The 26,490-nt window shown below is 36.2% G+C and carries 26 protein-coding genes; all 26 read right to left on the bottom strand.

Annotation, left to right across the window (positions count from 1 at the left end):
* The 26 genes from pgsA to rbfA all read right to left on the bottom strand — a co-directional run bounded on the left by pgsA (position 1) and on the right by rbfA (position 26,469).
* The gene (gene pgsA, locus AZF04_RS01265) at positions 1–579 is read right to left on the bottom strand and encodes a CDP-diacylglycerol--glycerol-3-phosphate 3-phosphatidyltransferase (protein ID WP_045479159.1); all 579 of its coding nucleotides are present in this window, start codon (positions 577–579) and stop codon (positions 1–3) included.
* A gap of 25 nt (positions 580–604) precedes the next feature.
* Positions 605–1,099 carry a YajQ family cyclic di-GMP-binding protein gene (locus tag AZF04_RS01270; RefSeq protein ID WP_045479163.1) on the bottom strand — a complete coding sequence of 165 codons (495 nt, stop codon included), beginning with the start codon at positions 1,097–1,099 and terminating at the stop codon, positions 605–607.
* Between the two features lie 275 nt (positions 1,100–1,374).
* Complete coding sequence (locus AZF04_RS01275) at positions 1,375–2,253, bottom strand: helix-turn-helix domain-containing protein (RefSeq protein WP_061947236.1); 879 nt, start codon at positions 2,251–2,253, stop codon at positions 1,375–1,377.
* Positions 2,254–2,273: 20 nt separating this feature from the next.
* Positions 2,274–3,047: a YmfK family protein gene (locus tag AZF04_RS01280; RefSeq protein ID WP_045479169.1), complete on the bottom strand. Its 774-nt coding sequence runs from the start codon at positions 3,045–3,047 to the stop codon at positions 2,274–2,276.
* Between the two features lie 240 nt (positions 3,048–3,287).
* Entirely contained in the window at positions 3,288–3,539 is a 252-nt protein-coding gene (locus AZF04_RS01285; protein ID WP_061947237.1) for a DUF3243 domain-containing protein, read from the bottom strand.
* An 86-nt stretch (positions 3,540–3,625) separates the two neighbouring features.
* Positions 3,626–4,351 (bottom strand): elongation factor P 5-aminopentanone reductase, encoded by a 726-nt coding sequence (gene ymfI / locus AZF04_RS01290; protein WP_061947238.1) that lies wholly within the window; start codon positions 4,349–4,351, stop codon positions 3,626–3,628.
* On the bottom strand, positions 4,344–5,639 hold the full coding sequence (gene yfmH, locus AZF04_RS01295; protein ID WP_061947239.1) for an EF-P 5-aminopentanol modification-associated protein YfmH: 1,296 nt from the start codon (positions 5,637–5,639) through the stop codon (positions 4,344–4,346). The genes ymfI and yfmH overlap by 8 nt, the downstream gene beginning before the upstream one ends.
* 3 nt (positions 5,640–5,642) lie before the next feature.
* Positions 5,643–6,923, bottom strand: a complete 1,281-nt coding sequence (gene yfmF / locus AZF04_RS01300) for an EF-P 5-aminopentanol modification-associated protein YfmF (RefSeq protein ID WP_061947240.1) — start codon at positions 6,921–6,923, stop codon at positions 5,643–5,645.
* A 35-nt stretch (positions 6,924–6,958) separates the two neighbouring features.
* Positions 6,959–7,684, bottom strand: a complete 726-nt coding sequence (locus AZF04_RS01305; protein WP_061947241.1) for a GntR family transcriptional regulator — start codon at positions 7,682–7,684, stop codon at positions 6,959–6,961.
* A 74-nt stretch (positions 7,685–7,758) separates the two neighbouring features.
* Positions 7,759–10,131, bottom strand: coding sequence for a DNA translocase FtsK (locus tag AZF04_RS01310; RefSeq protein ID WP_061947242.1), 2,373 nt, complete (start codon positions 10,129–10,131; stop codon positions 7,759–7,761).
* A 124-nt stretch (positions 10,132–10,255) separates the two neighbouring features.
* Positions 10,256–10,468 (bottom strand): YlzJ-like family protein, encoded by a 213-nt coding sequence (locus AZF04_RS01315; RefSeq protein ID WP_045479188.1) that lies wholly within the window; start codon positions 10,466–10,468, stop codon positions 10,256–10,258.
* Positions 10,465–11,208 (bottom strand): ClpP family protease, encoded by a 744-nt coding sequence (locus AZF04_RS01320; protein WP_045479191.1) that lies wholly within the window; start codon positions 11,206–11,208, stop codon positions 10,465–10,467. The genes AZF04_RS01315 and AZF04_RS01320 overlap by 4 nt, the downstream gene beginning before the upstream one ends.
* A gap of 348 nt (positions 11,209–11,556) precedes the next feature.
* A complete protein-coding gene (locus AZF04_RS01325) occupies positions 11,557–13,224 on the bottom strand; it encodes a ribonuclease J (protein ID WP_061947243.1) in 1,668 nt (555 codons plus the stop codon).
* Positions 13,225–13,544: 320 nt separating this feature from the next.
* Positions 13,545–14,417, bottom strand: coding sequence for a 4-hydroxy-tetrahydrodipicolinate synthase (gene dapA / locus AZF04_RS01330; protein WP_082795211.1), 873 nt, complete (start codon positions 14,415–14,417; stop codon positions 13,545–13,547).
* Between the two features lie 76 nt (positions 14,418–14,493).
* Entirely contained in the window at positions 14,494–15,705 is a 1,212-nt protein-coding gene (dapG, locus tag AZF04_RS01335; RefSeq protein ID WP_061947245.1) for an aspartate kinase, read from the bottom strand.
* 12 nt (positions 15,706–15,717) lie between these two features.
* Positions 15,718–16,767 carry an aspartate-semialdehyde dehydrogenase gene (gene asd / locus AZF04_RS01340; protein WP_061947246.1) on the bottom strand — a complete coding sequence of 350 codons (1,050 nt, stop codon included), beginning with the start codon at positions 16,765–16,767 and terminating at the stop codon, positions 15,718–15,720.
* A 125-nt stretch (positions 16,768–16,892) separates the two neighbouring features.
* Positions 16,893–17,489 carry a dipicolinate synthase subunit B gene (locus AZF04_RS01345; RefSeq protein ID WP_061947247.1) on the bottom strand — a complete coding sequence of 199 codons (597 nt, stop codon included), beginning with the start codon at positions 17,487–17,489 and terminating at the stop codon, positions 16,893–16,895.
* 21 nt (positions 17,490–17,510) lie between these two features.
* Positions 17,511–18,386: a dipicolinic acid synthetase subunit A gene (gene dpaA / locus AZF04_RS01350; protein WP_061947248.1), complete on the bottom strand. Its 876-nt coding sequence runs from the start codon at positions 18,384–18,386 to the stop codon at positions 17,511–17,513.
* Positions 18,387–18,572: 186 nt separating this feature from the next.
* Positions 18,573–18,827, bottom strand: coding sequence for a YlmC/YmxH family sporulation protein (locus tag AZF04_RS01355; RefSeq protein WP_045479300.1), 255 nt, complete (start codon positions 18,825–18,827; stop codon positions 18,573–18,575).
* A 91-nt stretch (positions 18,828–18,918) separates the two neighbouring features.
* Positions 18,919–20,157 (bottom strand): M16 family metallopeptidase, encoded by a 1,239-nt coding sequence (locus AZF04_RS20890; RefSeq protein WP_061947249.1) that lies wholly within the window; start codon positions 20,155–20,157, stop codon positions 18,919–18,921.
* A 12-nt stretch (positions 20,158–20,169) separates the two neighbouring features.
* Positions 20,170–21,138, bottom strand: a complete 969-nt coding sequence (locus tag AZF04_RS20895; RefSeq protein ID WP_235599908.1) for a polysaccharide deacetylase family protein — start codon at positions 21,136–21,138, stop codon at positions 20,170–20,172.
* Between the two features lie 257 nt (positions 21,139–21,395).
* Positions 21,396–23,510, bottom strand: coding sequence for a polyribonucleotide nucleotidyltransferase (pnp, locus tag AZF04_RS01370; protein ID WP_061947251.1), 2,115 nt, complete (start codon positions 23,508–23,510; stop codon positions 21,396–21,398).
* A gap of 183 nt (positions 23,511–23,693) precedes the next feature.
* Complete coding sequence (rpsO, locus tag AZF04_RS01375; protein WP_061947252.1) at positions 23,694–23,963, bottom strand: 30S ribosomal protein S15; 270 nt, start codon at positions 23,961–23,963, stop codon at positions 23,694–23,696.
* A gap of 118 nt (positions 23,964–24,081) precedes the next feature.
* A complete protein-coding gene (ribF, locus tag AZF04_RS01380; RefSeq protein WP_061947253.1) occupies positions 24,082–25,038 on the bottom strand; it encodes a riboflavin biosynthesis protein RibF in 957 nt (318 codons plus the stop codon).
* A gap of 73 nt (positions 25,039–25,111) precedes the next feature.
* A complete protein-coding gene (truB, locus tag AZF04_RS01385; protein ID WP_061947254.1) occupies positions 25,112–26,026 on the bottom strand; it encodes a tRNA pseudouridine(55) synthase TruB in 915 nt (304 codons plus the stop codon).
* A 77-nt stretch (positions 26,027–26,103) separates the two neighbouring features.
* On the bottom strand, positions 26,104–26,469 hold the full coding sequence (gene rbfA, locus AZF04_RS01390) for a 30S ribosome-binding factor RbfA (protein ID WP_045479317.1): 366 nt from the start codon (positions 26,467–26,469) through the stop codon (positions 26,104–26,106).
* Positions 26,470–26,490 lie beyond the last annotated feature (21 nt).

The following is a 26,490-nucleotide window of genomic DNA, read 5'->3' on the forward strand; positions in this document are numbered from 1 at the left end:
TTAGCCTTGCTTGGCAAGAACATGTTTATTTTTAATGAAATAGTCTACTCCTGATACAATGGTTAAAATAGTTGCTATCCAAATCATAATTTGATCAAATGGAAAAGAGATGATAGAGAATGGGATATTGTAGAGCATGAGGGCTGATATCCCAATAATTTGAAAAACAGTCTTCCACTTACCAAGCGGACTTGCTGCAATCACATCTCCATCAGCTGCTGCAATTAAACGAATTCCAGTCACGGCAAATTCACGACTTATAATGACAATAGCAATCCAACCAGCTAATAAATCAATTTGAACGAGCCCAATCAGAGCAGCGGTTACTAGCAGCTTATCCGCTAGTGGATCTAAAAACTTACCAAAGTTCGTCACTAAATTCAGTTTTCTTGCATAGTAACCGTCTAACCAGTCAGTAGAAGAAGCGAAAATAAAAATGAGCGCAGCAATGAAATGATGAACAGGGATTTCCACTCCAAGCCATTCAAATGTCCCAAAAGGTAAATCTACGAGCAAAAAAACCATAAAGATAGGGATTAAAATCATTCTAGAAACCGTAATTTTATTTGGCAAATTCACTTTAATTAACCTTCCTTCTAAACAATTAACGCATATTTACAAACTGCAAAGCAAAATCAGTATCCTTATTTTTAAACAGCTGAATGACCGTTTGTAGGTCATCAATACTTTTGGCTGTTACACGAACTTGTTCGTTTTGGATTTGAACTTTCACTTTTAATTTTTCATCACGGATCCACTTACTGACTTTTTTTGCATTTTCAGCACTAAGTCCACTTTTTAAATCGATTACTTGTCTGACTGTGCCTCCAGAGGCTGCCTCTATTTTATTCAAGGACATCGCCTTCTGAGAGACACCCCTTTTAATAAATTTAGTGCGTAAAACATCAAGAACACTATCTAATTTGTAATCATCATCAGAAATAACCGTTATTTGTTCATCTCCAGAACGCTCAATAGAGCTTTTCGAGCCTTTAAAGTCATAACGATTATTAATTTCTTTCATTGCTTGGTTAATAGCATTATCGACTTCTTGTTGGTCTACATCAGAAACGATATCAAAGGAATGCTCTTTCGCCAATTCATACACCCTTTCCTAAATTGTTCAATTTTCACTTAAAAAGAATCGTCTTTCATTGTATCACAAACGTATTCTTCTATTCATAAGTAATAGATTTCTTCATTTTTAATCGTGCTCTTACATTTAACGGATCAACCTATTCGTATTCTAATACATTTAGGAAAGAAAAGCGAACATTATAGAATATATCATCATATGACTTCCGGTTTTACCGGTATATCTTTGTATGAGCTTTAAAGAGAAAAGAAATAAAAGTGAACTCGGTGCGTTCACTTTTATTGTGCAGTAAATTCAATATTTATTTTTTGATGTGGAATGTCTAACTCATATTCAACAAGTTCATCATTAATGAGTACTTCTACATTCGAAGAACTACCTAAATTAATCAAAACACTCTCTTCTTCACTGTAGTCAAAGCTTTCCTCACCACTAGATGTTTGAGCAGAGTAAACAATGTCTCCAGAAGAATTTCTAATATCAACATAAGAATCTCCGTTGAAGATAATATCTACTTTAAGTTCTTCTCCATCTAACTCATAATAAGCTGTATTCCCTTGAGTTTCGGTGAAGGTCAGTGTTCCTGCTTCGTCTTCAATGATTTCTTCTTCTTCATTCTGCTCTTCTTCCTCTTGAGAGTCTGAAGAGTCCGATGGATCCGTTTCATTCTCATCCTCATCTTCATTACCTACACCAGAAAAATCTCCTTCCACCACATTTTGCTCATCAGGTGGAATGACTTCACTTTGATTATTTCCAAAATTAGATACGACTAACCAAGCGGCGGCTGCCACTACAGCCAAGAATAAAAGTCCCGCCATTAATGGTATCAACGGACTTCTTCTTGTTCGATTCGGTTTGATAGGTGCAGAAGTAGTAGATCGTTCTCTTCTTGAAGGTAATTCAGCAGATTCTTTTTGCGGATTAGGCAACTCTTTTTCATACTGGTCAAAAAGCTCCTCTGGATCTAGACCTATTGATTCTGCATAGGATTTAATAAAGGCTCTTGCATAAAAAATTCCTGGCAGAGTGCTAAAATTCCCTTCTTCTATAGCAACTAAATACCGTTTCTGTATTTTGGTTTGAGTTTGTAAATCTTCTAATGTAATTCCTTTTTCTTCTCGAACTGCTTTTAAATGCTGACCTAGCTCTGACATGCTAACACCTACCTAAAACTTTAACTAATATCAAAAGAAGAAAAACCAGATTCTACTGACTCATAGGTAATTTCTTCTGAATCATCATTTCTTAACTCAATAATGCAATCGAAATCTTCCAGTTCATATTCTGTTTCTCTCACAAAGATATCTGGATGCTCCACTACTTTAACAACTGGCAATTGCATAATTTTTTTCACTAAAGAACGATGCTTCTCCGTAGCCCTCATCGTTGAAACGATTCCATCAATAATAAAAATATGCTCACTTGCAAGTTCTTCTTCATTTAAATGGGTTCGTACTGTTTGTCTTAGTAAGGTGGAGGATATAAACGACCATCTTTTGTTCGCACAAACACTTGAAGCTACAATGGATTCGGTTTTTCCAACGCGTGGCATTCCTCTTACACCAACCAAAAAGTGACCATCACGCTTATAAAGCTCTGCCATAAAATCGACTAACAAACCAAGCTCTGAGCGGATAAAACGAAAGATTTTTCGATCATCTGCATCTCTTTGTATGTACTTTCCATGCCTAATAGCTAACCGGTCGCGCAATCTGGGCTCTCTAAATTTCATTACAGAAATACTATCTATTGTTTTTAAAATGGCTAAAAACCTTTTAATTTGGTCATCATCTGTGCTTTTAATAAGCATTCCACGATTGATATCATCTACACCATTTATCGTAACAATATTTAATGAAAGCATTCCTAGTAAAGAAGAAATATCCCCTAATAAACCCGGACGATTTTTGACAATTTGATATTCTAAGTACCATTCCTTAACTGTCATCGAAAACACCTTTCTACTTAGAGCTAAGTTGACATCAATTTTGTCTAAAAATTGCTAAAAAAGACGAACTTTTTCTTTTCTTTTATCATAATGGATTTTATCTCTAATTGAAAGATGTTTATAGCGTTTTTATCAAAAATAGTACTTCCTATAGCTTCATTTCATAATTGTTTCGCTTTTTTACACACTCATTACAAAATAAGGTAAAAAAAAGGATATCGCTAAGCGATATCCCATTTTTTAATGCTCGTGTTTTACTAGCTTTACCATCATATTAGCAATAGCATGTTGCTCATTTTCATCTGCCACTTTCCATAGCTCTGCTAAAACACGTTCTTGTTCATTTTTTGGTTCAACTTGTTCAGCTAAATACTCCCCAACTTGATAAGCAATATCACTTATTACGCCTTGGTTCATTCCTTCATTTTCAGCTTGATGAAGGCGCTCGCTTAAGAAATCTTTCCATTGATCCCAATTATCAATTACAGACATTATATTGTCCTCCTTCAAAAGTAAAATCCTTCTCTAGTAGTGTTCCTTAATTACTTTGAAGTATACAAAAAAAATTGTCTTCATTCCTAATACCACGCACCATCGACGGAAATAACCTGACCATTTAAATACGTAGACTCCTTTTTAAACAAAAAGGCAACCATATCAGCTATTTCTTTCGCATTGCCTAATTTTCCAGCAGGAATTTCCTCCATTAATGCTCGCTTTTCATCAGCAGAATAACGGGAAAGCATATCGGTATCAATGGCTCCTGGAGCAATAGCATTAATTTGAATATTATTAACAGCTAATTCTTTAGCTAACGCCTTTACAAAGCTATTCATTCCACCTTTTGCAGCAGAATAAATAACCTCACATGATGCACCTACTCTTCCCCAAATAGAAGAAATAAAGATGATTTTACCGGATTTTTTTTGAATCATATGTGGCAAAAGCTGTTGGGTAATATAAATAGGGTTATGTAAATGTATATTCATTACTGCATCTATATCTTTCTTTTGCATGTCTGTAAATAATCCAACATAATCTATCCCTGCATTATGGACGACCTTGTCTACAGGTACATGGATTTGCTTGATTAATTGTTCCCCACCAGTATCAGATAGCAAATTCGCCTGAATACCATACGCTTCTATACCTTTATTTTCGCAATCCTGTATTAAACGACGAACTTTTTCTTCATTTTTAAAATAATGTAAAAAGAGAGTGCGCTCCGGAGAGGCAAGCGACCTCGCAATCGCTTCACCTATACCTCCAGACGCACCAGTAACTAAAATATTTTCTTTATTCATGATACCCCTCAGCTTTTACGTGACAAGCAGTAAAGCATTCGAAATCAAAGTGTTCCTTTTTTAATTTCGTTAAGTAATCAATATCTAAACTCTCTAAAACTGAAACCACATCAAACAAGTTCATGTCATTGAACTTATATCGAGTAAATTGGTTAGCAATATATTCAGGTGAATTTAAAGAACGCAAAAATGAACCAATTTTTTTCTTAATAATCCGATCCACTTTATCCTTTGATAGGTCCGTTCCCAAAAACTCTTCAATTTGCTCCTTTAATTTCTCCTCTAATCGCTCAGGGTATTTTGTGTCTCCACCAACAATTGAAAAACCAAACCCCTCTTCGGCTGAGTAATCAAATGAAAACGTATCATCGATTAACCCTTCCCGATATAAATCTTGGTAATAAGAAGAGCTTTGACCGTACAATAAATCTAATAATACATTAAGACCTAATTCGTACTGTAATAAGGTGTCTCCTTGACGACTCGGGTTTTTATCTTTGAAACCAACTAATAATTTTGGTGTTTGAACAGGCATATGAATAACTTCTTTTTTCTTCGCCACTTTCTTGCTCTCTTCTGGATAAAAACGTTCTATTGGTTGCGGTTTTTCAAAGCTCTTTTTTTGCTGATTATCTTTAATTTGTTTCATGACCTCTTCAGGGTTGACGGGCCCTACTACAAAAAGTAGCATGTTGCTCGGATGATAGAAGGTGTGATAGCACGTATACAACAAATCTTTTGTAATGTCAGCAATTGATTTAGCGGTACCAGCAATATCGATTTTTACCGGATGCTTTTCATACATATTTTCAATAACACCAAAATAAGCACGCCAATCTGGATTATCATCATACATCGTGATTTCTTGTTCAATAATTCCTTTTTCTTTTTCTACACTTTGTTCTGTAAAATAAGGATGCTGTACAAAATCGATTAATGTTTCAAGATTTTTCGATACATTAGACGTGCTTGAAAACAAATAAGCAGTTCTGGTAAAGCTAGTAAAAGCATTTGCGGATGCACCTTGTTTACTAAAGTCCTGAAAAACATCTCCATTTTCATCCTCAAACATTTTATGCTCTAAAAAGTGAGCAATCCCATCCGGGACTGATATCGCCTCTTTTTCACTAATCGGAGTAAAATGATTATCTATCGAGCCATATTTAGTCGTAAATGTAGCAAACGTTTTGTTTATTCCTTGTTTAGGTAAAATATACACATCTAACCCATTTTCTAGCTGTTCATAAAAAAGAGTCTCTTGAATTTGTTCGAATTGAATGGGTTTCATACGTTACGCCTCCTTCCCTTTTAAGAAATAAATAGTATCTAGCTCAATCTTTTGAGCAACTTGAATCATTTCCTCTTTGGTTACCGATTTAATTTCTTCAATCCAGCTTTCAACAGAACGTTCATAATTACTTACGACTTGATGGTAGGACAATTCAACAAAACCTCTTGCAACATCAATGGATTCTAACAATTGATTAATTAGCATCGCTTTCGTTTGCTCCATCTCTGCTTCACTAAATTGACCTTCTTTCATCGCTTTCATTTGTTCTTTAATGATTTCAACAGCTCTGTCATATTTCGAAAATTCAATCCCTGACATGACCATAATTAATCCTTTATGACTCTCAAACCGTGAAGCAGCATAATACGCTAGGCTTTCTTTTTCTCTTACATTAATAAAAAGCTTTGAATGGGAAAACCCACCAAATAGTCCATTAACCACTTGCATGGCCACATAATCATCATCTTTAAAGGTTGTGTTCGTTCTAAAGCCAATGTGGAGTTTGCCTTGCTTAATATCCTGCTCTTCAAAAACAACCTCTGGTTCTGTTATATGTTTTGTGTGTTGCTGTTGTTTCGTTTCGTCGGCCTTTATTACGTCTCTTGCTTTTATTTCTTGAGACAAAAGAGTTTTTACTTCCTCTATGTCAAAATCGCCGACCAAATATAAATCAAATGAGTTATTGTTTAACATTTCTTCATAATAATCTGTTACAACTTCAGGAGTTAAGTCTTGAACCTGCTCCTTTGTCCCAAAAGCAGTTAGAGCATAAGGCTCTCCTTTAAACATTTCTTCTGTTACACGTACATTCGCATAACGCATTTTGTCATCATAAACAGATTCAATTCGCTGGATTAAGGAACGTTTTTCACTTTCGAAAATGTCAGTCTGAAAATGACCATTTTCTAATAATGGTTCAAATAAAACTTCTTTTAAGAGCTTAATACCTTTTTCTAATAAAGGAGTGGGATCACTTAGAAACTTTTCATTTGCTAAATCGACGCGAATCGAAATAATGTGATTTTCGCCTTTTTTTTGAATATCAGTCGCAAGGATTGCACCATATAATTCATCTAATCGTTCTCTAAACTCTGCTCGATTTGGCGTTTTTTGAGTAGCACTTTGGAGAATTTGTGGTATAAGCGCCCTCTTAGCAACTGTAGCTTCTTCAAGAGGTGCTTTGATCATTAATTGAATACTATTGGTTTTAAATTTTTCAGTTTGAATGAGATGAACATCCAAATTATTCAATTTATACGTAAGCTCTTTTAATTGAGTCATACACGACCGGCTCCTTTTTTGTCATTTTCATTAGGTTATGCTTTTTGTAGTTTTCTTACTACGTGGAATTTAAATTTATCTGCTCTAAAATAATTAAGAGAATATAATAAAGGTTCATCATTTTGGTTATAATGAGTTTGTTTCAACAATAACAAAGAAGATTCGGTTTCACATTCTAATATCTCCGAAATTTTTTCATGATAACCAATCGGTTCAATATAGGTAACGGCATAGGATATCGACTGACCGGCTTCTTCTAATAAGGAAAAAATGGAACTCATACTATGAATGGAAAAATCATTCATTAAAAAATGAGGAATTTTATCTAAACAGTAAACGACAGGAATCTGATCAGCTGTCCTTACCCTCTCAATCTCTAATACTTCTTTTAACTCTTCCATATTAAACCGTGTACGATCCTCATCAGAAGCTTCTTTTACGGCCGAAGATAAGAAAATAGTTCCGGGAGTCATATTAGCATTAGAAATCATATCCGTAACACTTTGAAGTTCTTCTATTCCTGCTGAAAAAATAGGCTTCGTATGTACAAATGTACCTACCCCATGTCTACGGATTACTATTCCTTCTTCTTCTAATAAACGAAGTGCTTCACGTAAAGTTGCCCTACTAATACCCAGCTGCTTCGACAAATCAAATTCAGAAGGTAACTTTTCTCCTTCCATATATACCTTATTTTCGATATCTTGTTTAATTCGGTCAATTACTTGTAAATACAATGGGCGATGGTCTGTTTTTATCACCTATTCCACTCCTTTGTTGTGACTCACTTCTCGTTTTTCACAAAAACCCTTATTATTAAATAACTCATTTCCAATTAAGAAGAGATTTCCTCATCCGATTTCTTTGTAAGAAGCACCTCTCTAGGTTTACTACCTTCATAAGGTCCAACTACGCCTCTTTCTTCAAGCTGGTCAATAATTCTTGCCGCTCTAGCGTACCCAATTCTAAATCGTCTTTGGAGCATGGATACCGAAGCTGTCTTCATCTCAACAACTAGGTCACAGGCTTCCTCGTATAGTTCATCGGTTTGTTCATTTATTGAGACAGATACCTCTTCCTTTGGAGTCATTTCTTCTATGTATTGAGCTTTTTGTTGAGAAATGACATAAGAAACGACCGCTTCAACTTCTTCATCCGACAAGAAAGCACCTTGAACACGTGTAGGCTTTGTTGCACCAACCGGTAAATAAAGCATGTCTCCTCTTCCCAGAAGCTTTTCGGCACCGCCCGAATCGATAATCGTCCTAGAATCAACTTGTGATGATACCCCGAAAGCAATTCTTGATGGAATATTTGCCTTAATCACTCCCGTTATAACATCAACAGATGGTCTTTGCGTCGCTATAATCATATGAATACCTGAGGCTCTGGCCATTTGAGCAAGGCGTGCAATAGAATCTTCGACATCGCCGCTTGCAACCATCATTAAATCTGCAAGCTCATCTACGATTACGACAATATAAGGTAAAAAGGCTTGTTTAGTTGAATGATCCTCTTGCTCTTGAATTCGCCTTAAATACTCATTGTAGCCCTCTATATTTCTTGTACCTGAACTTGAGAACAAATCATATCTTCGTTCCATTTCAGCTACAACCTTTTTCAAAGCTTGTGAAGCTTTTTTAGGCTCCGTAACAACGGGAGTTAATAAATGAGGAATCCCATTGTATACATTTAGCTCAACCATTTTTGGATCAATCATCATTAATTTTACTTCATGTGGTTTTGCTTTTAATAAAATGCTAGTAATAATTCCATTTATGCATACACTTTTTCCACTACCAGTTGCTCCTGCTACTAGTAAATGGGGCATTTTGTTTAAGGGAGCTAAAACAGGATCTCCTGCAATGTCTCTTCCTAAAGCAACTGACAGAACATTTTGATCGTTTTTGGATATGTTAGAATCTATCACTTCTCTCAAAGTAACGATCGCTACCTCTTGATTAGGAACCTCTATACCAATGGCCGATTTTCCAGGTATAGGTGCTTCAATTCGAATATCCTTTGCTGCTAAAGCAAGAGCCAAATCGTCCACTAAATTAACAATCTTACTAACCTTTACTCCAACACTAGGATTTACCTCGTACTTCGTAACCGCCGGTCCTAGGTGCACCTTCATTACCTTTGCTTTCACTCCAAAACTTTCTAAGGTTTGCTCTAATTTTTTCGCATTTGAAGTCAGTCTTTGTTTGTCACTCATTTGATTTGTTTTTTTCGGTGATGATAATAAATCAAATGAAGGCAGCTGATAATGCTCATTTTCTTCGATCATAGTCATCATGCTGGTTACATTTTCTTTCTCGATATTTACTTCTGAATTTTGTTCATATGAAGTTTCTTCAACTATTTCTTCTGCAGATGGCTTGTCCTGCTCTTTTGATGAAGGAGTGCTTGCATTAGTTTTTGACGGATCAACAGGACCTTGGTACACTCTGTCAGCAAAGTCGACAATTTCAGGAACAACTTGTTCTTCCTCTTCTTCACTTAGTTGCTGTTTTTTCTTAAGCTCTTTTTTCTTCCTTTGACTTTCTCGTTCTTCTGCTAATTTTTCTCGAGTTTTTTCCTTCCACTTCTTCCCTTCTGTAAAGAAGCTAGAAATAGAATCTGTAATATATACATAAACCTTTCTAAAACCACTGGCCAGAAACTCCGTTACTGATTTCCCAGTTAATAAAATAACCCCAATGATAAACAGAATAAAGCTTAAAAAATATGATCCGTTTGCAGCAAATAAAAAATGACTAACTGAAAAAATCGAAGCTCCTATCATTCCTCCTCCTAAATCAGTTGGCGGAATATCCCCTCTCATTTCAAGCCAAAATAGTCTCCAAGTGTTACGAATAACTGATTGGTCCTCAAACCCTTCTCGATTCCCTAATTGACTAAATAGGCCAATATGACTGAAGAGTGAAAAGGAAACGATGATCACATAAACTCCTGCCATTTTTCTCGACCAAAATGTTGGTTTTTTACGTTTAAAAATAATATATAAGGCCGTTAATAATAAACCTAAAGCTAAAACGATAAACCATTCGCCTAAAAAGAAACGAAATAAGCGAACAAATACTTCTCCTACTGAACCTAATCGAGCTAACGTTACGACAGCAATAACTAATAAACCTAATCCGATTAATTCAAAGGTTAGCTGAGATTTCCATTGCGTTTTTTTCTTTTTTTTACGTTTTGCCATCCTACTCACCCTTTGTTATATGTTGCTCCATATATAAGAAGCAGCCAGATTTTGGCTGCTTTTTAAAATCATTTTTATTATAGCATAATTCATCTTTATTCATCAGTATGAATTGTTAGCTACTTTAAAACATCTGAATAATAGTCCCTGGTGTATATTCATTATTTAAATAAGACATGGGGTTAGTTGAGAGAAGACGCACGATTTGATAATCCGAATGATTTACTTTTTCGACAATTAGGTGACCGTCCTTCACTGGTAATGTTACATATTGCGTATAGCTTTGTTCATCATTAGAAAATACTTGCTCATGTGGCATCATTGTATATAAAATCATTGCACCATATCCCCTTTTGAGCGATTTTCTTCAATTAATTCATTTAACTTTTTAATCGCTTGGCCGATCCCACCGACTTCATTAATTAGTCCATATTCTACAGCATCTGTTCCAACGACATTTGTACCGATATCTCTTGTTAAATTTCCTTTACTAAACATAAGCTCTTTAAATTTATCTTCGGTTACCTCTGAATTTTTCGTTACAAAATTAATGACTCGTTCTTGCATTTTATCTAAATATTCAAAGGTTTGAGGCACACCGATGACTAAGCCTGTTAATCGAATCGGATGAATGGTCATCGTTGCTGTTTCAGCAATTAATGAATAATTAGCAGCTACCGCAATGGGAACTCCGATAGAGTGACCTCCACCTAAAACAAGCGTGACGGTAGGTTTCGACATAGAAGCAATCATTTCTGATATCGCAAGACCTGCCTCTACATCTCCGCCTACTGTATTTAAAATGACAAGCAGCCCTTCGATTTTAGGGTTTTGTTCCACCGCTACTAATTGTGGAATCAAATGCTCATATTTTGTCGTCTTATTTTGAGGTGGAAGTTGCATATGACCTTCAATTTGGCCAACGACGGTCATACAATGAATATTTGAATTTTCCATCGAAGGAACATTCGTTTGTCCGAGCTCTTGTATTTTGCTTAAAATTCCATCTGGTTTTTGTTCTTTTTTCATTGGTTGTTGAGGCTCTTCTTGGTTTGTATGAGAGGAATATTGATTCATACGGCAAATCCTCCTTCATTGAATTACCATTAGTATGAGCGTAATGCTACCAATTATACGATTTTACTCGCCGCCTTGATTTGAGAACGTTAGAAAAAAGATGAGTGATGATTCTTATGCCTTATTTCATAAAAGCATTGAGTATCATCGACAAGTAGATTTAAAACCAAAAGAATCTTTCTCTTCCGACCGTAATAAGCTCACATCCCGCTCAACAGTCAAAAGAACTCTTCTCTTAATCAAAAAGGCGCTTTAGTGCATGAGCTTTTACCATTAGATAGAATCTTGATCATGTTTCCTTTTTCATACTTAAAACGCCTTTGAGTTTTCCTCAAAGGCGTTTCTCATTTATACTTCCATAATGATAGGTAAAATCATTGGTCGACGCTTTGTTTTCTCGAAAAGATAACGACTTAGCCCTTCTCGTACATTACTTTTTAGACTAGACCATTCATTTACATTTTCAGTCATACACTTCGTTAGTATTTGACTGACTAATTCATTTGCATCCTCTAATAACTTCTCGGATTCACGAACATATACAAATCCACGTGAAATAATATTAGGACCGGATACGATCAGATTTGTCTTTTTGTTTAAGGTTACCACAACAACAAGGATTCCATCCTTTGATAGCAAGCGTCGGTCTCTTAAGACAATATTGCCTACATCGCCAACACCTAAACCATCAATTAAGACATGTCCAGAAGGTACTTTTCCAGCTTTTCTTGCTTGTCCTTTTGAAAATTCAACAACATCACCTTTATCAACTAGGAAGATATCTTCTTCCTTCACTCCTACATCTAACGCTAACTCACGGTGAGCATGCTGCATTTTAAATTCACCATGAACCGGAATGAAATAATTTGGTTTCATCAGGTTTAGCATCAGCTTCAATTCCTCTTGACTACCATGTCCAGAAGCATGAACCTTTGCTTGTCCATAAACCACTTCAGCACCAATGCGATGAAGTTTATCAATAATCGATGATACGGAGCGCTCATTTCCAGGAATAGCATTCGCGGCAATAATAACTGTATCATAAGCCGTAATGGTAATTTGACGATGGGCACCCTTCGCCATTCTCGTTAATGCCGACATGGGCTCACCTTGGCTACCTGTCGTTAAAATGGTAATTTGTTCATCATCATACTTCTTTAATTCGTCAACCTCGATGATTAGATTATCAGGGTAATTTAAATAGCCTAGCTTTGAGGCAATTGTCATTACTCTAATCATACTTTTCCCAACGACTGCAAGCTTTCGATTGGTTTTAACAGAAGCGTCCATGACTTGCTGAATTCGATGTACATTAGATGCAAAAGTCGTCACAATAATTCGGCTATTCGTATTTTCAAATACTTCGGTTATTCCTTGTCCTACTTCTGTTTCTGATTTAGTTAAGCCTGGTCTTTCAGCATTGGTACTATCTGACAATAGGCATAATACCCCTTTTTGTCCGATCGTAGCCATTTTACCGATATCAGCTTGCAATCCATCTACCGGAGTTTGATCAAATTTGAAATCCCCGGTATGCACAACATATCCTTGCTCCGTTTCAATACATACACCTACTGAATCAGGAATGCTGTGATTCGTTCTAAAAAATGTAACGTTGGTGTCTCCTGCTACTACTGTTGAGTCCTCATTAATAAGATGAAGCTTGGCTTGTCTCCAAATTCCTGCTTCTTTTAATTTTTCTTCTACTAGACCAAGGGTTAATTTTGTTCCATAAACAGGAACGTTTAATTTTTTCAAAACAAAGGATAGACCACCTATATGGTCTTCATGTCCGTGAGTCAAAATAATTGCTCGAACACGCTCTTCATTTTCGAGTAAATAAGTAATATCAGGAATAACAATATCTACTCCTAGCATATCGTCATCTGGAAACATTAAACCTGCATCTACGACGATAATATCTTCATTTACTTCTATTCCATACATATTTTTCCCTATTTCGCCAACTCCACCTAGGGCAAAAACACGTACTTTTTCTATTTTTTCATTTGACAATTTTCTTCCTCCTAAATAGTAGAAAAACAACGACCTAATTTTTCTAACATTACCAAATTAATCCTGATGTAATCGATGTAAATCCCTGTACTAATATCTATTTTTTCCGCCCTAACCCTTGGCAATCCGAAAATAAATGAACTCAACATTTCGCTATCAATCAAACCCGTACGAATCACTTGTAATCAGTATACCTTATTTTTAAATTGAAAGACAAGACTCAAACTTATGTAGACCGTTTTTTTCATGCATAAAAAAAAGTTCAAGAAAAAATCATTCTTCTTGAACTCATCTATTTACTAAACCTTTAGAGGCTACCTTTATGGTAGTAGCTTCATTTCTTTTTTAATTATATTTTTTTCTTCTTTACTTAATTCTACAAGGGGTAATCGGACATAGCCACTTTCTATCCCCTTTAATTGAAGTGCATATTTAATACATGTGGTGTTCGGAGCAATCGTTAATGCCTTCAACAATGGAAGTAAGGATTGATGAAGTTTAGCCGCTATTGATACCTTCCCATTCTGATAAGAACGAATGAGAGTTTGAAATTCATGACCACAAACATGTGAGGCTACAGAGACGATGCCAACACATCCTATAGAAAGAGCAGGCAATAGTAGGGCATCATCTCCACAGTAAACGGAAAAATCATCATCTGTATGAGTGATTATCTCTGCTATTTGCTCTAAATCTCCACTCGCTTCTTTTAAAGCCATAATGTTTTCAACTTTTGATAATTCAATCGCGGTTTGACTATCCATATTGATTCCCGTCCGACCAGGTACATTGTAAAGCATAACCGGAAGTGGAGTGGCGGCAGCTATTGCTTTAAAGTGTGAGATTACACCTTGCTTGGAGGGTTTATTATAAAATGGAACAACAGCCATTACTCCATCTACTCCAAGTTCGGTCGCAAGCTTGGTTGCTTTAACGGACTCAGCGGTATTATTTGTTCCTACACCTGCAATAATCGGTACTTTGCTATCCACATATTGTATACAAAACTTAAATAGCTCTTCTTTTTCCGTCGAAGTTAAAGTCGATGCTTCTCCTGTTGTACCTACGAGTACAAGGGCATCGGTTCCATTTTTTAATAAGTGGTCGATTATACTTTCGACCCTTTTATAATCAATTTGACCATCTTCTTTAAAAGGCGTTACCATAGCTGTTAACACTCGGCCAAACTTCACCCTCATCATCCCCTTAAATCATTATAACGAAAATAGAAGAGGCAAAGCATTGATTTGTTATTGATTTTACAAATTCCTATACGTTCGTTTCAAGAAAAATTTGATGAAGAGCATTGACTGCTTTTTCTAGGTCATTTCCTTTTACAAGTACCCAAATGGTCGTATGTGAATCAGCTGATTGCAATATTTGAATTCCGTGACTTGATAAGGCGCCAACAATTTTAGCTGTAACTCCAGGGACACCTGTCATACCAGCACCAACCGCTGATACTTTAGCACAATTTCGTTGTACTTCAGGTTCATAGTCCATAGCCTTTAGGATCGAGATAGCTCGGTCAGCTACTTCATCTAATACGGTGTATACGACTCCACGTGGATTAATATTAATAAAGTCTACACTAATTCTTTCACTCGCCATTGCTTTAAAAACTTTTTCTTGTAAGTTATATTGCCCTTCTTTTGCCAAAACTTTTATTTGTGTGACGTTGGAAAGATGAGCGATACCAGTAATAACTCGTTCTTTCACATCACCCGTGTAATCTTCATGCAATGAAGAAGTGATTAGTGTACCTGGATGCTCTGAATAAGTAGAGCGGATATGAATAGGTATTTTGGCTTGCATCGCAACTTCAACAGCTCTAGGATGAATCACCTTTGCTCCTTGATAAGCCATATTACAAATCTCTGTATATGTCATGACATCTAGAGGTCTGGCATCTCGTACAATACGCGGATCTGCTGTCATTACACCTTCTACATCCGTAAATATATCGACCCATTCAGCATGAACAGCTGCGCCTAAGGCTGTGGCTGAGGTATCACTACCGCCTCTTCCAAGAGTAGTGACTTCACCGTTAGCAGATAAGCCTTGAAAGCCTGCGACAACCAATGCATCATGGTCGTTTAATAAATTTTTTAAGTGCTCTGATCTCATATCTTTTATTTTCGCTTGAGTAAAATCTTCATTTGTTCGAAAACCTGCTTGAGCACCCGTTAATGCTTGGGCTTTTAAACCATTTTTCAGCAGCATTTCAGTAAATACCACAGAGGAAATAACTTCACCACATGAAACAAGAAGGTCTTGTTCTCTTTTTGGAATGATATTTTTATCCATTAATCCTAATAAGGTGTCTGTGGCATAAGGCTCTCCTGCTCTTCCCATGGCTGAAACCACGACAATCACTTTATAGCCATTCTCTTTTGCCTTCTTTACATGCTGAGCTGCTAGTTGGCGTACTTTTTCATCTTTAACAGATGTACCGCCAAATTTTTGGACAATTATTTTCATACGACACCACTCTTACTTTGCTAGTAGATTTAGTTTTACTAAACTTTCAGCAATCTGTACTGAATTCCATGCTGCGCCTTTTAATAAATTATCTGATACAACCCACATATGATAGCCGTTTTCTCTGTCTAAATCACGACGAATTCGGCCAACAAAAACATCATTTTTCCCAACTGCAGTTGTAACCATAGGATATACTTGCTGGTCTGGGTCATCCTGTAAGGTAATACCAGGAGATGAAGAAAGTAAGTCCTTAATCTCTTGAACCGTTGCACCCGACTTATTCGTTTCAATATATACAGATTCAGAATGACCTGTTTCAATCGGCAGTCGAACACAAGTTGCCGCAACCTCTAAATCACTCATATGCATAATTTTTTTCGTTTCATTAATCATTTTCATTTCTTCAAATGTATATCCATTTTCTTGAAATAAATCGATTTGAGGAATCGCATTAAAGGCAATTTGATAATGTTTTTTATCACCACTACATGGAAGAATTTCTGCTTTTGCCTGTTCTCCATTTAAAATAGCTTGAGTTTGTTCTTTCATTTCATCTATCGCTTCTAATCCGGCTCCTGAAACTGCTTGGTACGTAGAGACAACGACTTTTTTCAAGCCATATTGCTGTCTAATAGGCTCTAATGCAACAACCATTTGTATCGTTGAACAATTCGGATTAGCGATAATGCCATTGTGCTCATTCAGGTCTGATTCGTTCACTTCTGGAACGACTAAAGGTACATGAGGGTCCATTCTGAAAGCACTCGTATTATCGACCACGATCGCTCCTCTCTTAACTGCTTCACTCGCAAGCAGCTTTGAAACAGAACCACCTGCACTAAATAAAGCTAGATGAACATGTTCAAAAGATTCTGGAGTTGCTTCTTCTACTGTATACTCTTGCCCTTTATAATAGAGCTTTTTCCCCGCTGAACGTTTTGATGATAATAATTTTAATTGGTCTATTGGGAAATCCCTCGATTCCAATGTTTTTAGCATTTGTTGTCCTACTGCACCTGTAGCCCCAACCACAGCTACATTATACGTACTTCTTTGCATAATCTCTTCTCCCTTCAACTCCAATATGTGGATGTTCTCTGTCTTTTTTTGCTTTCAAAGAATATATACTCTATTAAACTTTAAGGGAAAACAAGTATTTATGCAACTATTGCCCACAATTCCTCTTATTGATCTTTATACTTTTCTACTAAAACGGGTTGAAGTTGTTTATACTCTAGTGCAGCCAGCACAGTGTCTACTAGTGAATCCATTCTTGCCACTAAAGAATTAGGCTTCTTATCAGGATCATCCTGACCAAAAGGGATAAAGAATATATTCTTCGTAGCCATTAAACGCATAATATTGACTCCATTCAAACCTAACGCATCATTTGTGGAAATTCCTAAAACAACAGGATTTTCATTTCTTAAAGTCGCTTTCGCTCCCATCAGGACTGGAGAATCGGTTAAAGCGTTAGCGAATTTACTTGTAGAATTCCCTGTAATCGGAGCGATTACCATACAATCCAGTGGTGTTTTCGGTCCAAAAGGTTCTGCTTTCACAATGGAGTTCACAATCGGTTCTTTTGTTATTTCTTTAATCCTTTTTAACCAACCTTCGCTATCACCAAATTTTGTATCGGTTGACTGTACGGTATAGGTAACAAATGGAGTCACTTTGGCACCTAATGTTACTAATTTTTCCATTTGAGGTAACACAGCATCATACGTACAATGCGACCCCGTTAGACCAAATCCAATATGCTTTCCTTTTAAAGACATGTAGCCACAACCTCCTTAACTCTATTCTTCCGTTAATAAATCAAGTAAGATATTCGCTAAAATTTGCCCAGCGGTTTTTGGCGCGACAATCCCAGGTAAACCTGGAACGAGCTGTGCTCTAATGCCTCGTTTTTCGGCATACTTAAAATCCGTTCCTCCTGGCTTTGACGCTAAATCAATCACTAGTGCATGAGCGGCCATTTGACTTAATACTCTTTCTGTTAAAATCAGGGCGGGTACCGTATTAATACATATATCTGTATCTGTTACTTCTTCTTCTAACTTCGTGATTGGAACGGGTGTTAAGCCCATCTCATAAATCCGTGCTAAAAGTGCCTCTTCTTTTGCAGCTACTTTGACAGAAGCTCCTAATGAATGAAAAATACGTGCAATTGTCATCCCAATTCTCCCAAGTCCTATAATGCAAACATTGGCTCCATGAATAGTGATATCAGTATGCTGTATTGTGATCATTACCGCACCTTCTGCAGTTGGGATAGAATTAAATATCGCTACATCATCACGGTCCATTAGGTTCACTAACTTTCGATTGCTCTTTCTTGTGATATCATCTAAATATTTATTGCTAATGCCGCTGTAAACGACACAGTGTTTCGGTGTTTGCTTTAGATGATCATAAGTCAAGATAATCGTCTCATTAGAAAAAACTGTTTCAATTTTCCCCTCAAGGTCCGTACCGCTAACTGGTATAATTAAGACATCAACGAGCTCCCATTTTATTTCATCCAATCCTACTTTCGAAGCACCGATAAAGCCGTCATCTAACTGTTCGAAACCTACCATAGAAATTTTCGCATCATGCAAAGATAATTTCTTAATAATTTCTAATTGCCTGGCGTCTCCTCCTATGACGACGACATGCTTTCCATTTAACATAAGATAATCGGGTCTCCTTTCTTCCTCTTAATATCTTCGTCTATTATAAAAGTGAAGGGATGATAACCATGCTACAAAATAGCATATGTGCCCTAATAACTAGAGGTGAATGTAAAAGCCTAACGAGCGCAAAAAAAGCAGACGAACCATTTGAAGGTTCATCTGCCTTTATAGAAGTTATAAATATTAACTTTCAGGATTACCACCAAAGTCCAAATCAATGATAATCATATCTTGACCTATCTTTTTAATTTGTTGCCAATATACGGTCACTTCATTTTCTTTTTTTCCAAATCCAAACCACCTCATAGTCGGAACCATAAATGCATGTATTTCACCCGTTTCCTCATCAATAAGTAAATCAGTTTGCCCTAATACCCCTAACCTCTCTCCTTTTTGAAAATCAATAATTTCTTTATTGCTCATTTCACTTAATCGCATATCATCACCTCATTCACTTGTACTTATATAACCTTATGTCCTATAAATGAAAGAAAGACCTCTAATCAAAATAATGATTAGAGATCTTTTCTTAAATAAGAGACTCTGGCATTTTACCCGTGTCGTTAATTAAAGAGACGGAAGGATTACTTAATAATATACGTTTGGCGAGATGGTTCACATCTTCTAAATCTACATCATTAATTTCACTAATGATTTGATCTAACGAACGATGTTCCTTTATGAGCAACTCGTTTTTTCCGTTTCTACTCATACGGCTATTCGTACTTTCAAGACTAAGCATTAAACTCCCCTTGAGTTGCTCTTTTCCGTTTGATAACTCTTTTTCTGATAAACCTTTTGCGGCTATTGTCTCGCCAACTTCCTTGATCGCTTCAATTAATTCATCTAATTGCTTATGAGCTGTACCTGCATAGATGGTTAACATACCACTATCTTGAAATGAAGAGTGATAAGAGAAGACTGAGTAGCATAGACCTCTCTTTTCACGAATTTCCTGAAATAAGCGACTACTCATACTTCCACCTAATAGATTATTCAGAAGAATTAATCCATAAACATCTTTATGGCCAATTTCTAATCCTGGGTAGCCTAGACAGAGATGAGCTTGCTCAGTTGTTTTTTTTCTAACTAATTTGTTTGCAGTAAAAATAGGTTTTTCTTGCAGAGGCTTATAAGTCGTTTTCTTCACCTTTGAGAAAATTTCCTTAATATTTTCCACCATCGCATCATTAATATTACCCGCAACGGAGATGACCACATAATCTCCTGTATAGAATTTATCCATATAATCCTGAAGCTTTTCCTTTGTGAAGGTATTAAGCGTTTCAGCGGTCCCTAAAATAGGGTATCCAAGTGAGTGGTTCTGGTAGCTTACCTCACTTAATAAATCATGAACAATATCATCTGGAGTGTCATCCACCATTTTTATCTCTTCGAAAACAACATTTCTTTCTTTAATGAGCTCTTGATGCTCAAAAGTTGATTCAAAAAACATATCTGCCAAAATATCCAAGGCAAATGGTGCATGCTCATCTAAAACCTTTGCATAATAGCAAGTGTATTCTTTCGATGTAAATGCATTCACTTGACCGCCGATTCGATCAAAGGATTCAGCTATGTCAGAAGCTGATCTTGTTTTTGTTCCTTTAAAAAACATGTGCTCTAAAAAATGAGAAATACCATTCTCTTCCTTTTGTTCATTTCTTGAACCAGTTCCAACCCAAATTCCGATTGAGACGGAACGGACACTTGAAATAGGCTCTGCTAAAATACGAACACCATTATCTAATTCTATTTTTTGAATCAAGTGATTCCCCCCCTATTCCTGTTTAAGGGTTACACCAAGATGCGCTCTGTCCTCTGCTAATAAATCAGTAACAGTACTTATTTTTAATTCTTTATCTAAAATTCCTAAAATGATACGTTCTAATCCTTTGCTCGTAGCTTCTGTTGGGTGCATTAAAATCATTGCCCCATTATGAACTTTAGAAATCACTCTTTCACTCATTTCATCTGGGTTAGGTTTTTTCCAATCAACCGTATCTACAGACCAAAGGATCGTATTCATTTTAAATGAAGCTGCGCGGTCTACAACATTTTGATTAAAACTTCCACTTGGCGGTGCAAACCATCTTGGTGTAACATTTAACGTTGCTTCGATAACATCATTCGTTTTTTGTAATTCTTCATCCATTCTCTCTCTAGTCAAGGTATTCATGTCTGGATGTGAGTACGCATGGCTACCAATTTCATGACCTTCTTCTTTAATCATTAACGCAATTTGCGGGTTATTTTTGACCCAAGAACCGTCTAAGAAAAATGTAGCTTTTACCGAATACTGGTTTAGTATTTTTAAAATTTCTGGAATATATTCATTTCCCCACGCTACATTAATGAGAAAGGAAACCATTTCTTTATTTTCATTTCCTTTATATATAGGGCTTGGTGGTAAATCATCTAGATGTATATCTGGAGAAACTTCTTTAAGAACAAGCCTTTTCTCATCAAATTGCCCTAGTTTCTTCATCTTATCATAGGATGCAAGGACGTCAACCTCGACTCCATTATATCCTGGAACAGCTTTCCATACTCTATCAATGCGAGCATCGATCGGGCCGCTTTTATATTGATTGGCGTTTGCTATAATTTCTTCCTTTAACGGATCTTGTTCAGCCATAGCCAACATAACATCCTCTTTCATAGAATGAAGATAATTCAATGAAAATGGATTGTGCACAGCAGAATAAGCAATTATTAAAAGGCATGAACAGGCTAGAGCATGAATCATATATTTTTTCACTGTCACTCCCCCCTTCATTTCATTCTATGAAAATAGGGACGAGTTAGAACAAAAGTGAAAAAATTTCTTCACTTATATAAGCGGTTTATAACCAGTATATACAAGTTTGAATATTAATGAAAGGTATATGATAATACTTTATTACTTTTATGTATGTTAGCATATAATGGATTATATTTCACTTGTATCTCTTTAATTGTTCATAAAAAGGAATAAAAAAAAGACTGGAAATATTCCAGCCCTGTTTATTTTGAATTTTCTTGCTGTTCTTTTTGTTCTTTTAAAATAACTTTTCTAGAAAGATTGACTCTTCCCTGATTATCGATTTCAGTTACTCGAACTAGAATTTCATCGCCAAGCTTTACTACATCTTCGACTTTATTTGTTCTTTCTTCAGCAAGCTGAGATATATGAACAAGTCCATCCTTACCTTTGAATAATTCGACGAACGCACCGAATTTTTCAATTCGCTTCACTGTTCCTAAGTAAGTTTGACCTACTTCAACCTCTCGAACAATATCCTCAATAATCGCTTTGGCTTTTTCATTCATTGTACTATCTATAGAAGAAATATAAACTGTTCCATCTTGTTCGATATCAATTTTCACACCAGTTTCTTCTATAATTTTGTTAATCATTTTTCCACTTGGTCCAATGACATCTCTAATTTTATCTGGATTGATTTTCATCGTCATAATTTTCGGAGCATAATCAGAAAGCTCTTGACGATATTCTCCAATGGTAGCAAGCATGCTATCTAGAATAATCATTCTACCACGCTTCGCCTGCTCTAATGCTTCTTCTAAAATTTCTCGATTAATACCAGAAATTTTAATGTCCATTTGAAGAGCTGTTACTCCTTTTTTAGTTCCAGCTACTTTAAAGTCCATATCACCTAAAGCATCTTCCATCCCTTGAATATCTGTTAAGACGGTTACGTAATCGTCCTGCTTAACTAAGCCCATCGCAATTCCAGCTACTGGAGCTTTTATTGGCACACCTGCATCCATCATTGCTAAAGTGCTTGCACAAATACTTGCCTGTGAAGTCGAACCATTTGATTCTAATACTTCAGAAACTAAACGAATCGTATATGGGAAATCATTTTCATTTGGTATAACAGGCTCAAGAGCACGTTCACCTAGCGCTCCATGTCCAATTTCTCGTCTTCCTGGTCCTCGAATAGGTCCTGTTTCACCCACACTAAATTGTGGGAAATTATAATGATGCATAAATCGCTTCGATTCTTCTATTCCTAATCCATCTAAAATTTGGACGTCACCTAGTGCACCAAGTGTACAAATACTAAGCGCTTGAGTCTGTCCTCTTGTAAACAAACCAGAACCATGCGTTCTAGGCAAAATTTTAACTTGTGAAGAAAGAGGGCGAATTTCATCACTAGCTCTTCCATCAGGACGAATCTTTTCAACAGTAATCAGACGACGAACTTCTTCTTTTACAAGCTTTTGAAGCATGTCCTTTACATCGCCTAAACGAGTCTCTTCTTTTTCCTCAAATTTTGCGATTGTTTGCTCAATAACTTCATCAATTGCAGCTTGTCTTGCATGCTTTTCTTGTACTTGAACGGCTTTTTTAATATCTACCTCTGCCAGCTCACGAACCTCTTGTTGTAAGTCCTCATCAATATGCTTTAAAACAGGTACTTGCTTCTCTTTACCGATTTTAGCTACAATTTCTTCTTGGAACGTAATTAAACGTTGAATCTCATTATGACCAAACATAATTGCTTCTAGCATCACTTCTTCTGGCACTTCATTAGCACCAGCTTCTACCATATTGATAGCCTCTTTAGTTCCTGCAACGACTAAATGAAGATCACTAGCATCAAGCTGCTCAGTTGTTGGGTTAATGATGAAATTCCCATCGTGATCTCGACCAATCGTAACACCAGCAATTGGACCATCAAATGGAATATCTGAAATCGATAAAGCTAAAGATGAGCCAAACATTGCCGCCATTTCAGAAGAACAATTTTGGTCAACACTCATCACAATACTAATCACTTGAACTTCATTTCTAAATCCATCAGGAAATAAAGGACGGATAGGGCGATCGATTAAACGGCTAGCTAAAATCGCCTTTTCGCTCGGTCTTCCTTCTCTTTTAATAAATCCACCTGGAATTTTTCCTGCTGCATACAATCTCTCTTCATAATTTACCGTTAGTGGGAAAAACGGAAGATCTTTTGGTTCCTTTGATGCGGTAGCTGTACTTAACACAGCCGTATCCCCATAACGAACTAATACGGCACCATTAGCTTGCTTAGCTAATTGTCCAGTCTCAACGGTTAATTCACGACCTGCCCATTCAAATGTAAACACTTGTTTATCTTGTTCCATCAAGCGTACTCCTCTCGTACACAAATATAATTAATCTTTTCTTATTATTGCCTATTTACTCAAAAAATAAAAGGATCTGAAGTAGAATTCTATGAATATCTATGTATTTTTTATATGTTCACTCTATTATTTTTAATTATAAGCGAAAAAAAGCGGGATTTAATCCCGCTTTTTAGCATCAAACTATCGACGTAAGCCAAGCTTATCAACTAGATTACGGTAACGAGTAACATCTTTATTACGTAAATAAGTTAACAAGTTACGACGTTGACCTACCATTTTTAAAAGACCACGACGTGAGTGATGATCTTTTTTATGAGTACGTAAATGCTCATTCAATGTGTTGATCTGCTCAGTAAGGATAGCTACTTGAACCTCTGGAGAACCAGTGTCCGTATCATGTGTTTTAAAATCAGCAATGATTTCGTTTTTACGTTCTTGCGCTAATGCCATCCTATTCACCTCCTTTTTCTAATCTCCTGTTCCCTAGCTAACGTCGGTGAGTCGTATCGCCAAGAAAAGGATTTTGTACATGATTCATGTACCATCATTTATAATACATCGAATAAGACTAGAATGCAAGCTGATTCTTTTTTAAATAAGTAATAGATTGCTCTTTATCCATATGAATTTGATGAATGAGATCATCTATCGAAGCAAACTTTTTTTCTTCTCGAATTCTTTTCAACCATTCAATTTCTACTTCTTTTCCATATATATCTTGTTTGAAATCAAAAATATGAACTTCAATACTCGGGTCTCCCTCATGCTTAACATGAAAAGTCGGCTTATAGCCAATATTACAAACCCCAAAATAATGATGACCATCTATACTCAATTTTACAACATATACACCTGTTTTAGGTATTTCATATCTTTCATTCATTTGAATATTAGCTGTAGGAAAGCCTAATTTTCTTCCTCTTTTTTCACCGTCAATAACGGTTCCAGACATTTTATAATAACGACCTAAATCATCAGGTATCAGCTGCACTTCCCCTTGATGAATAAGCTCGCGAATATGAGTCGAGCTTACTTTTATAGAGCCATTTTTAAGCGCTGGCACCATTGAAAAGTTAAAATGTCCCTTTGAATCCTCTTCTATAGTATCCATATTCCCTTTGCCTTTTGCTCCATAAGTGAAATCAAAACCTGCAACCACATGCTGAACATTTAAAGAGATCAAATAATCCTTAACAAATTGCTGTGGAGATAAGGAAGCAAATTCCTTAGTAAAGGAAATAATATAAAATTGGTCGACACCTAGCTTCTTCATTTGCTCCATTTTTTCTTGTAGTGGAGTTATATACCTCATAGGTCTCGTTGAGGTTGACAGTACTTCTTTTGGATGAGGATGAAACGTCATAACCGCAAGAGGTAACTTCTGTTCAATAGCAACCTTTGCAGCTGTTTTTATGACTTGCTGATGACCTTTATGAACTCCATCAAAATAACCTAAGGCCATCACAGAGGGTGCCTTTTTGATTCGTTCTGGATCAATAGGATGTTTGATATAAATCGTTTCCAACTAAGATCCCCCTTACTTTCTGTTAAAATCTCTTTCATCTGTTGTTATAGCTCTTAGCTACTATATATTCATTTCATTGAGTCCAAATCATTTTTTCCGGTTTCATATAGCCAACCTCAGTAGGATGATTTTGATAGATAGCTAAGCAATGACCTTCTTTATTATAAAGCGTAAATCGATTTTCTTCTATCATTTTGATTTTAGGTAGTACCGAGCCATTTTTTATTTTTTTCTCTATCTCTTCATCGACTGTATATGAAGCTAAGAAAGAAAGAGCGGTTTCAAGTGGCTTTAATCTAGCATAACGACCTACAAGCTCCTCTTGTTCAATTTCTTCAAAGCTAAGACAATCTCCTAAAGAAAAAGGTCCTGAAGCGGTACGAATTAATTTAGACATATGAGCCGGATAGCCCAGCTTTTGACCAATATCTACAGCTAACGTTCTAACATAAGTCCCTTTACTACATCTTACCTTGAAACGAAAACGAAGATTTTGTTCGTCTTGCTCAAAGATGATATCATCGATTCTTTTTATTTTGTGGATGACAATGGTTCTTTTCGGTCTCTCTACCTGTTCGCCTTTTCTAGCATAATCATATAAACGTCGACCCTTTACTTTAACTGCTGAAAACATAGGTGGTATTTGAACCTGTTCACCTAAAAAGCTATGTAGTACCGCATCCAATTCTTCTTCAGATAATGAATTCTCAACATTTTTTTTCTCAACGATTTCACCCGTTTGGTCTTCTGTTGTAGTAGAGAAACCGATGGTCACTTCTGCTTCATACTCTTTAGGATATTCACTCATATATTCTGCAACCTTTGTTGCCCTTCCAATACATATAGGTAAAACACCTGTCACTTCAGGATCTAAAGTACCTGTGTGTCCTACTTTTTTTGTTTGATATAACTTCCTCAATTTCGCCACACAATCATGTGATGTCATTCCTGCTGGCTTTAATAACGAAAGAATTCCAGATTCATTCATATGCCCCACCTCTAAACGATTCAAATTAACTAAAAAATGGGTAGTGAGCACGTTAGCCCCTACCCATATGTTTTTAATTATTCATTTCGATCAGACTTTGAATCTTCGTTTAATTGGTGCAATAAAGATTCAATTCGATTTCCATACTCAATCGATTCGTCCAATTCAAATAATAATTCAGGTGTTTTTCTTAAACGAATTCTTTTACCAATTTCAGAGCGAATGAAACCTTTTGCTTTCGAAAGCCCAAGCAAAGTAGATTCCTTTTGCTCATCACTTCCAAGTACAGTAATAAAAGCTTTCGCCTGTTGTAAATCTCCTGTTACATCTACACCTGTTACAGTGACAAAGCTAATACGAGGATCTTTCAATTCTCGCATAATAATATCACTTAGTTCTTTTTTCATTTGTTCGCCTACACGATGTGCTCGAACATTACTCATGGTTACTCACCTCATTTATTG

It is taken from the genome of Alkalihalobacillus trypoxylicola (assembly GCF_001590785.1).
In the GTDB taxonomy this organism is placed as follows: Bacteria; Bacillota; Bacilli; order Bacillales; family Bacillaceae_D; genus Alkalihalobacillus; species Alkalihalobacillus trypoxylicola.

Bases quoted from the DNA above. Each gene is read 5' to 3' on its own strand.
- AZF04_RS01285 (WP_061947237.1), bottom strand. From the start codon at position 3,539: ATGTCTGTAATTGATAATTGGGATCAATGGAAAGATTTCTTAAGCGAG.
- AZF04_RS01320 (WP_045479191.1), bottom strand. From the start codon at position 11,208: ATGAATCAATATTCCTCTCATACAAACCAAGAAGAGCCTCAACAACCA.
- rpsO (WP_061947252.1), bottom strand. From the start codon at position 23,963: ATGGCATTAGCGCAAGAACGTAAAAACGAAATCATTGCTGATTTTAAA.
- asd (WP_061947246.1), bottom strand. From the start codon at position 16,767: ATGCAAAGAAGTACGTATAATGTAGCTGTGGTTGGGGCTACAGGTGCA.
- AZF04_RS01275 (WP_061947236.1), bottom strand. From the start codon at position 2,253: ATGTCAGAGCTAGGTCAGCATTTAAAAGCAGTTCGAGAAGAAAAAGGA.
- AZF04_RS01315 (WP_045479188.1), bottom strand. From the start codon at position 10,468: ATGATTTTATATACAATGATGCCACATGAGCAAGTATTTTCTAATGAT.
- dpaA (WP_061947248.1), bottom strand. From the start codon at position 18,386: ATGTTAAATGGAAAGCATGTCGTCGTCATAGGAGGAGACGCCAGGCAA.
- AZF04_RS01355 (WP_045479300.1), bottom strand. From the start codon at position 18,827: ATGCGATTAAGTGAAATGAGCAATAAAGAAATTATTGATTTTCAAAAA.
- AZF04_RS01310 (WP_061947242.1), bottom strand. From the start codon at position 10,131: ATGGCAAAACGTAAAAAAAAGAAAAAAACGCAATGGAAATCTCAGCTA.
- AZF04_RS20895 (WP_235599908.1), bottom strand. From the start codon at position 21,138: ATGATTCATGCTCTAGCCTGTTCATGCCTTTTAATAATTGCTTATTCT.
- yfmF (WP_061947240.1), bottom strand. From the start codon at position 6,923: ATGACTCAATTAAAAGAGCTTACGTATAAATTGAATAATTTGGATGTT.
- rbfA (WP_045479317.1), bottom strand. From the start codon at position 26,469: ATGAGTAATGTTCGAGCACATCGTGTAGGCGAACAAATGAAAAAAGAA.
- ymfI (WP_061947238.1), bottom strand. From the start codon at position 4,351: ATGAATAAAGAAAATATTTTAGTTACTGGTGCGTCTGGAGGTATAGGT.
- dapG (WP_061947245.1), bottom strand. From the start codon at position 15,705: ATGAAAATAATTGTCCAAAAATTTGGCGGTACATCTGTTAAAGATGAA.
- AZF04_RS01345 (WP_061947247.1), bottom strand. From the start codon at position 17,489: ATGTCTTTAAAAGGAAAGCATATTGGATTTGGTCTAACGGGGTCGCAT.
- AZF04_RS01280 (WP_045479169.1), bottom strand. From the start codon at position 3,047: ATGACAGTTAAGGAATGGTACTTAGAATATCAAATTGTCAAAAATCGT.
- truB (WP_061947254.1), bottom strand. From the start codon at position 26,026: ATGAATGAATCTGGAATTCTTTCGTTATTAAAGCCAGCAGGAATGACA.
- pnp (WP_061947251.1), bottom strand. From the start codon at position 23,510: ATGGAACAAGATAAACAAGTGTTTACATTTGAATGGGCAGGTCGTGAA.
- yfmH (WP_061947239.1), bottom strand. From the start codon at position 5,639: ATGAAACCCATTCAATTCGAACAAATTCAAGAGACTCTTTTTTATGAA.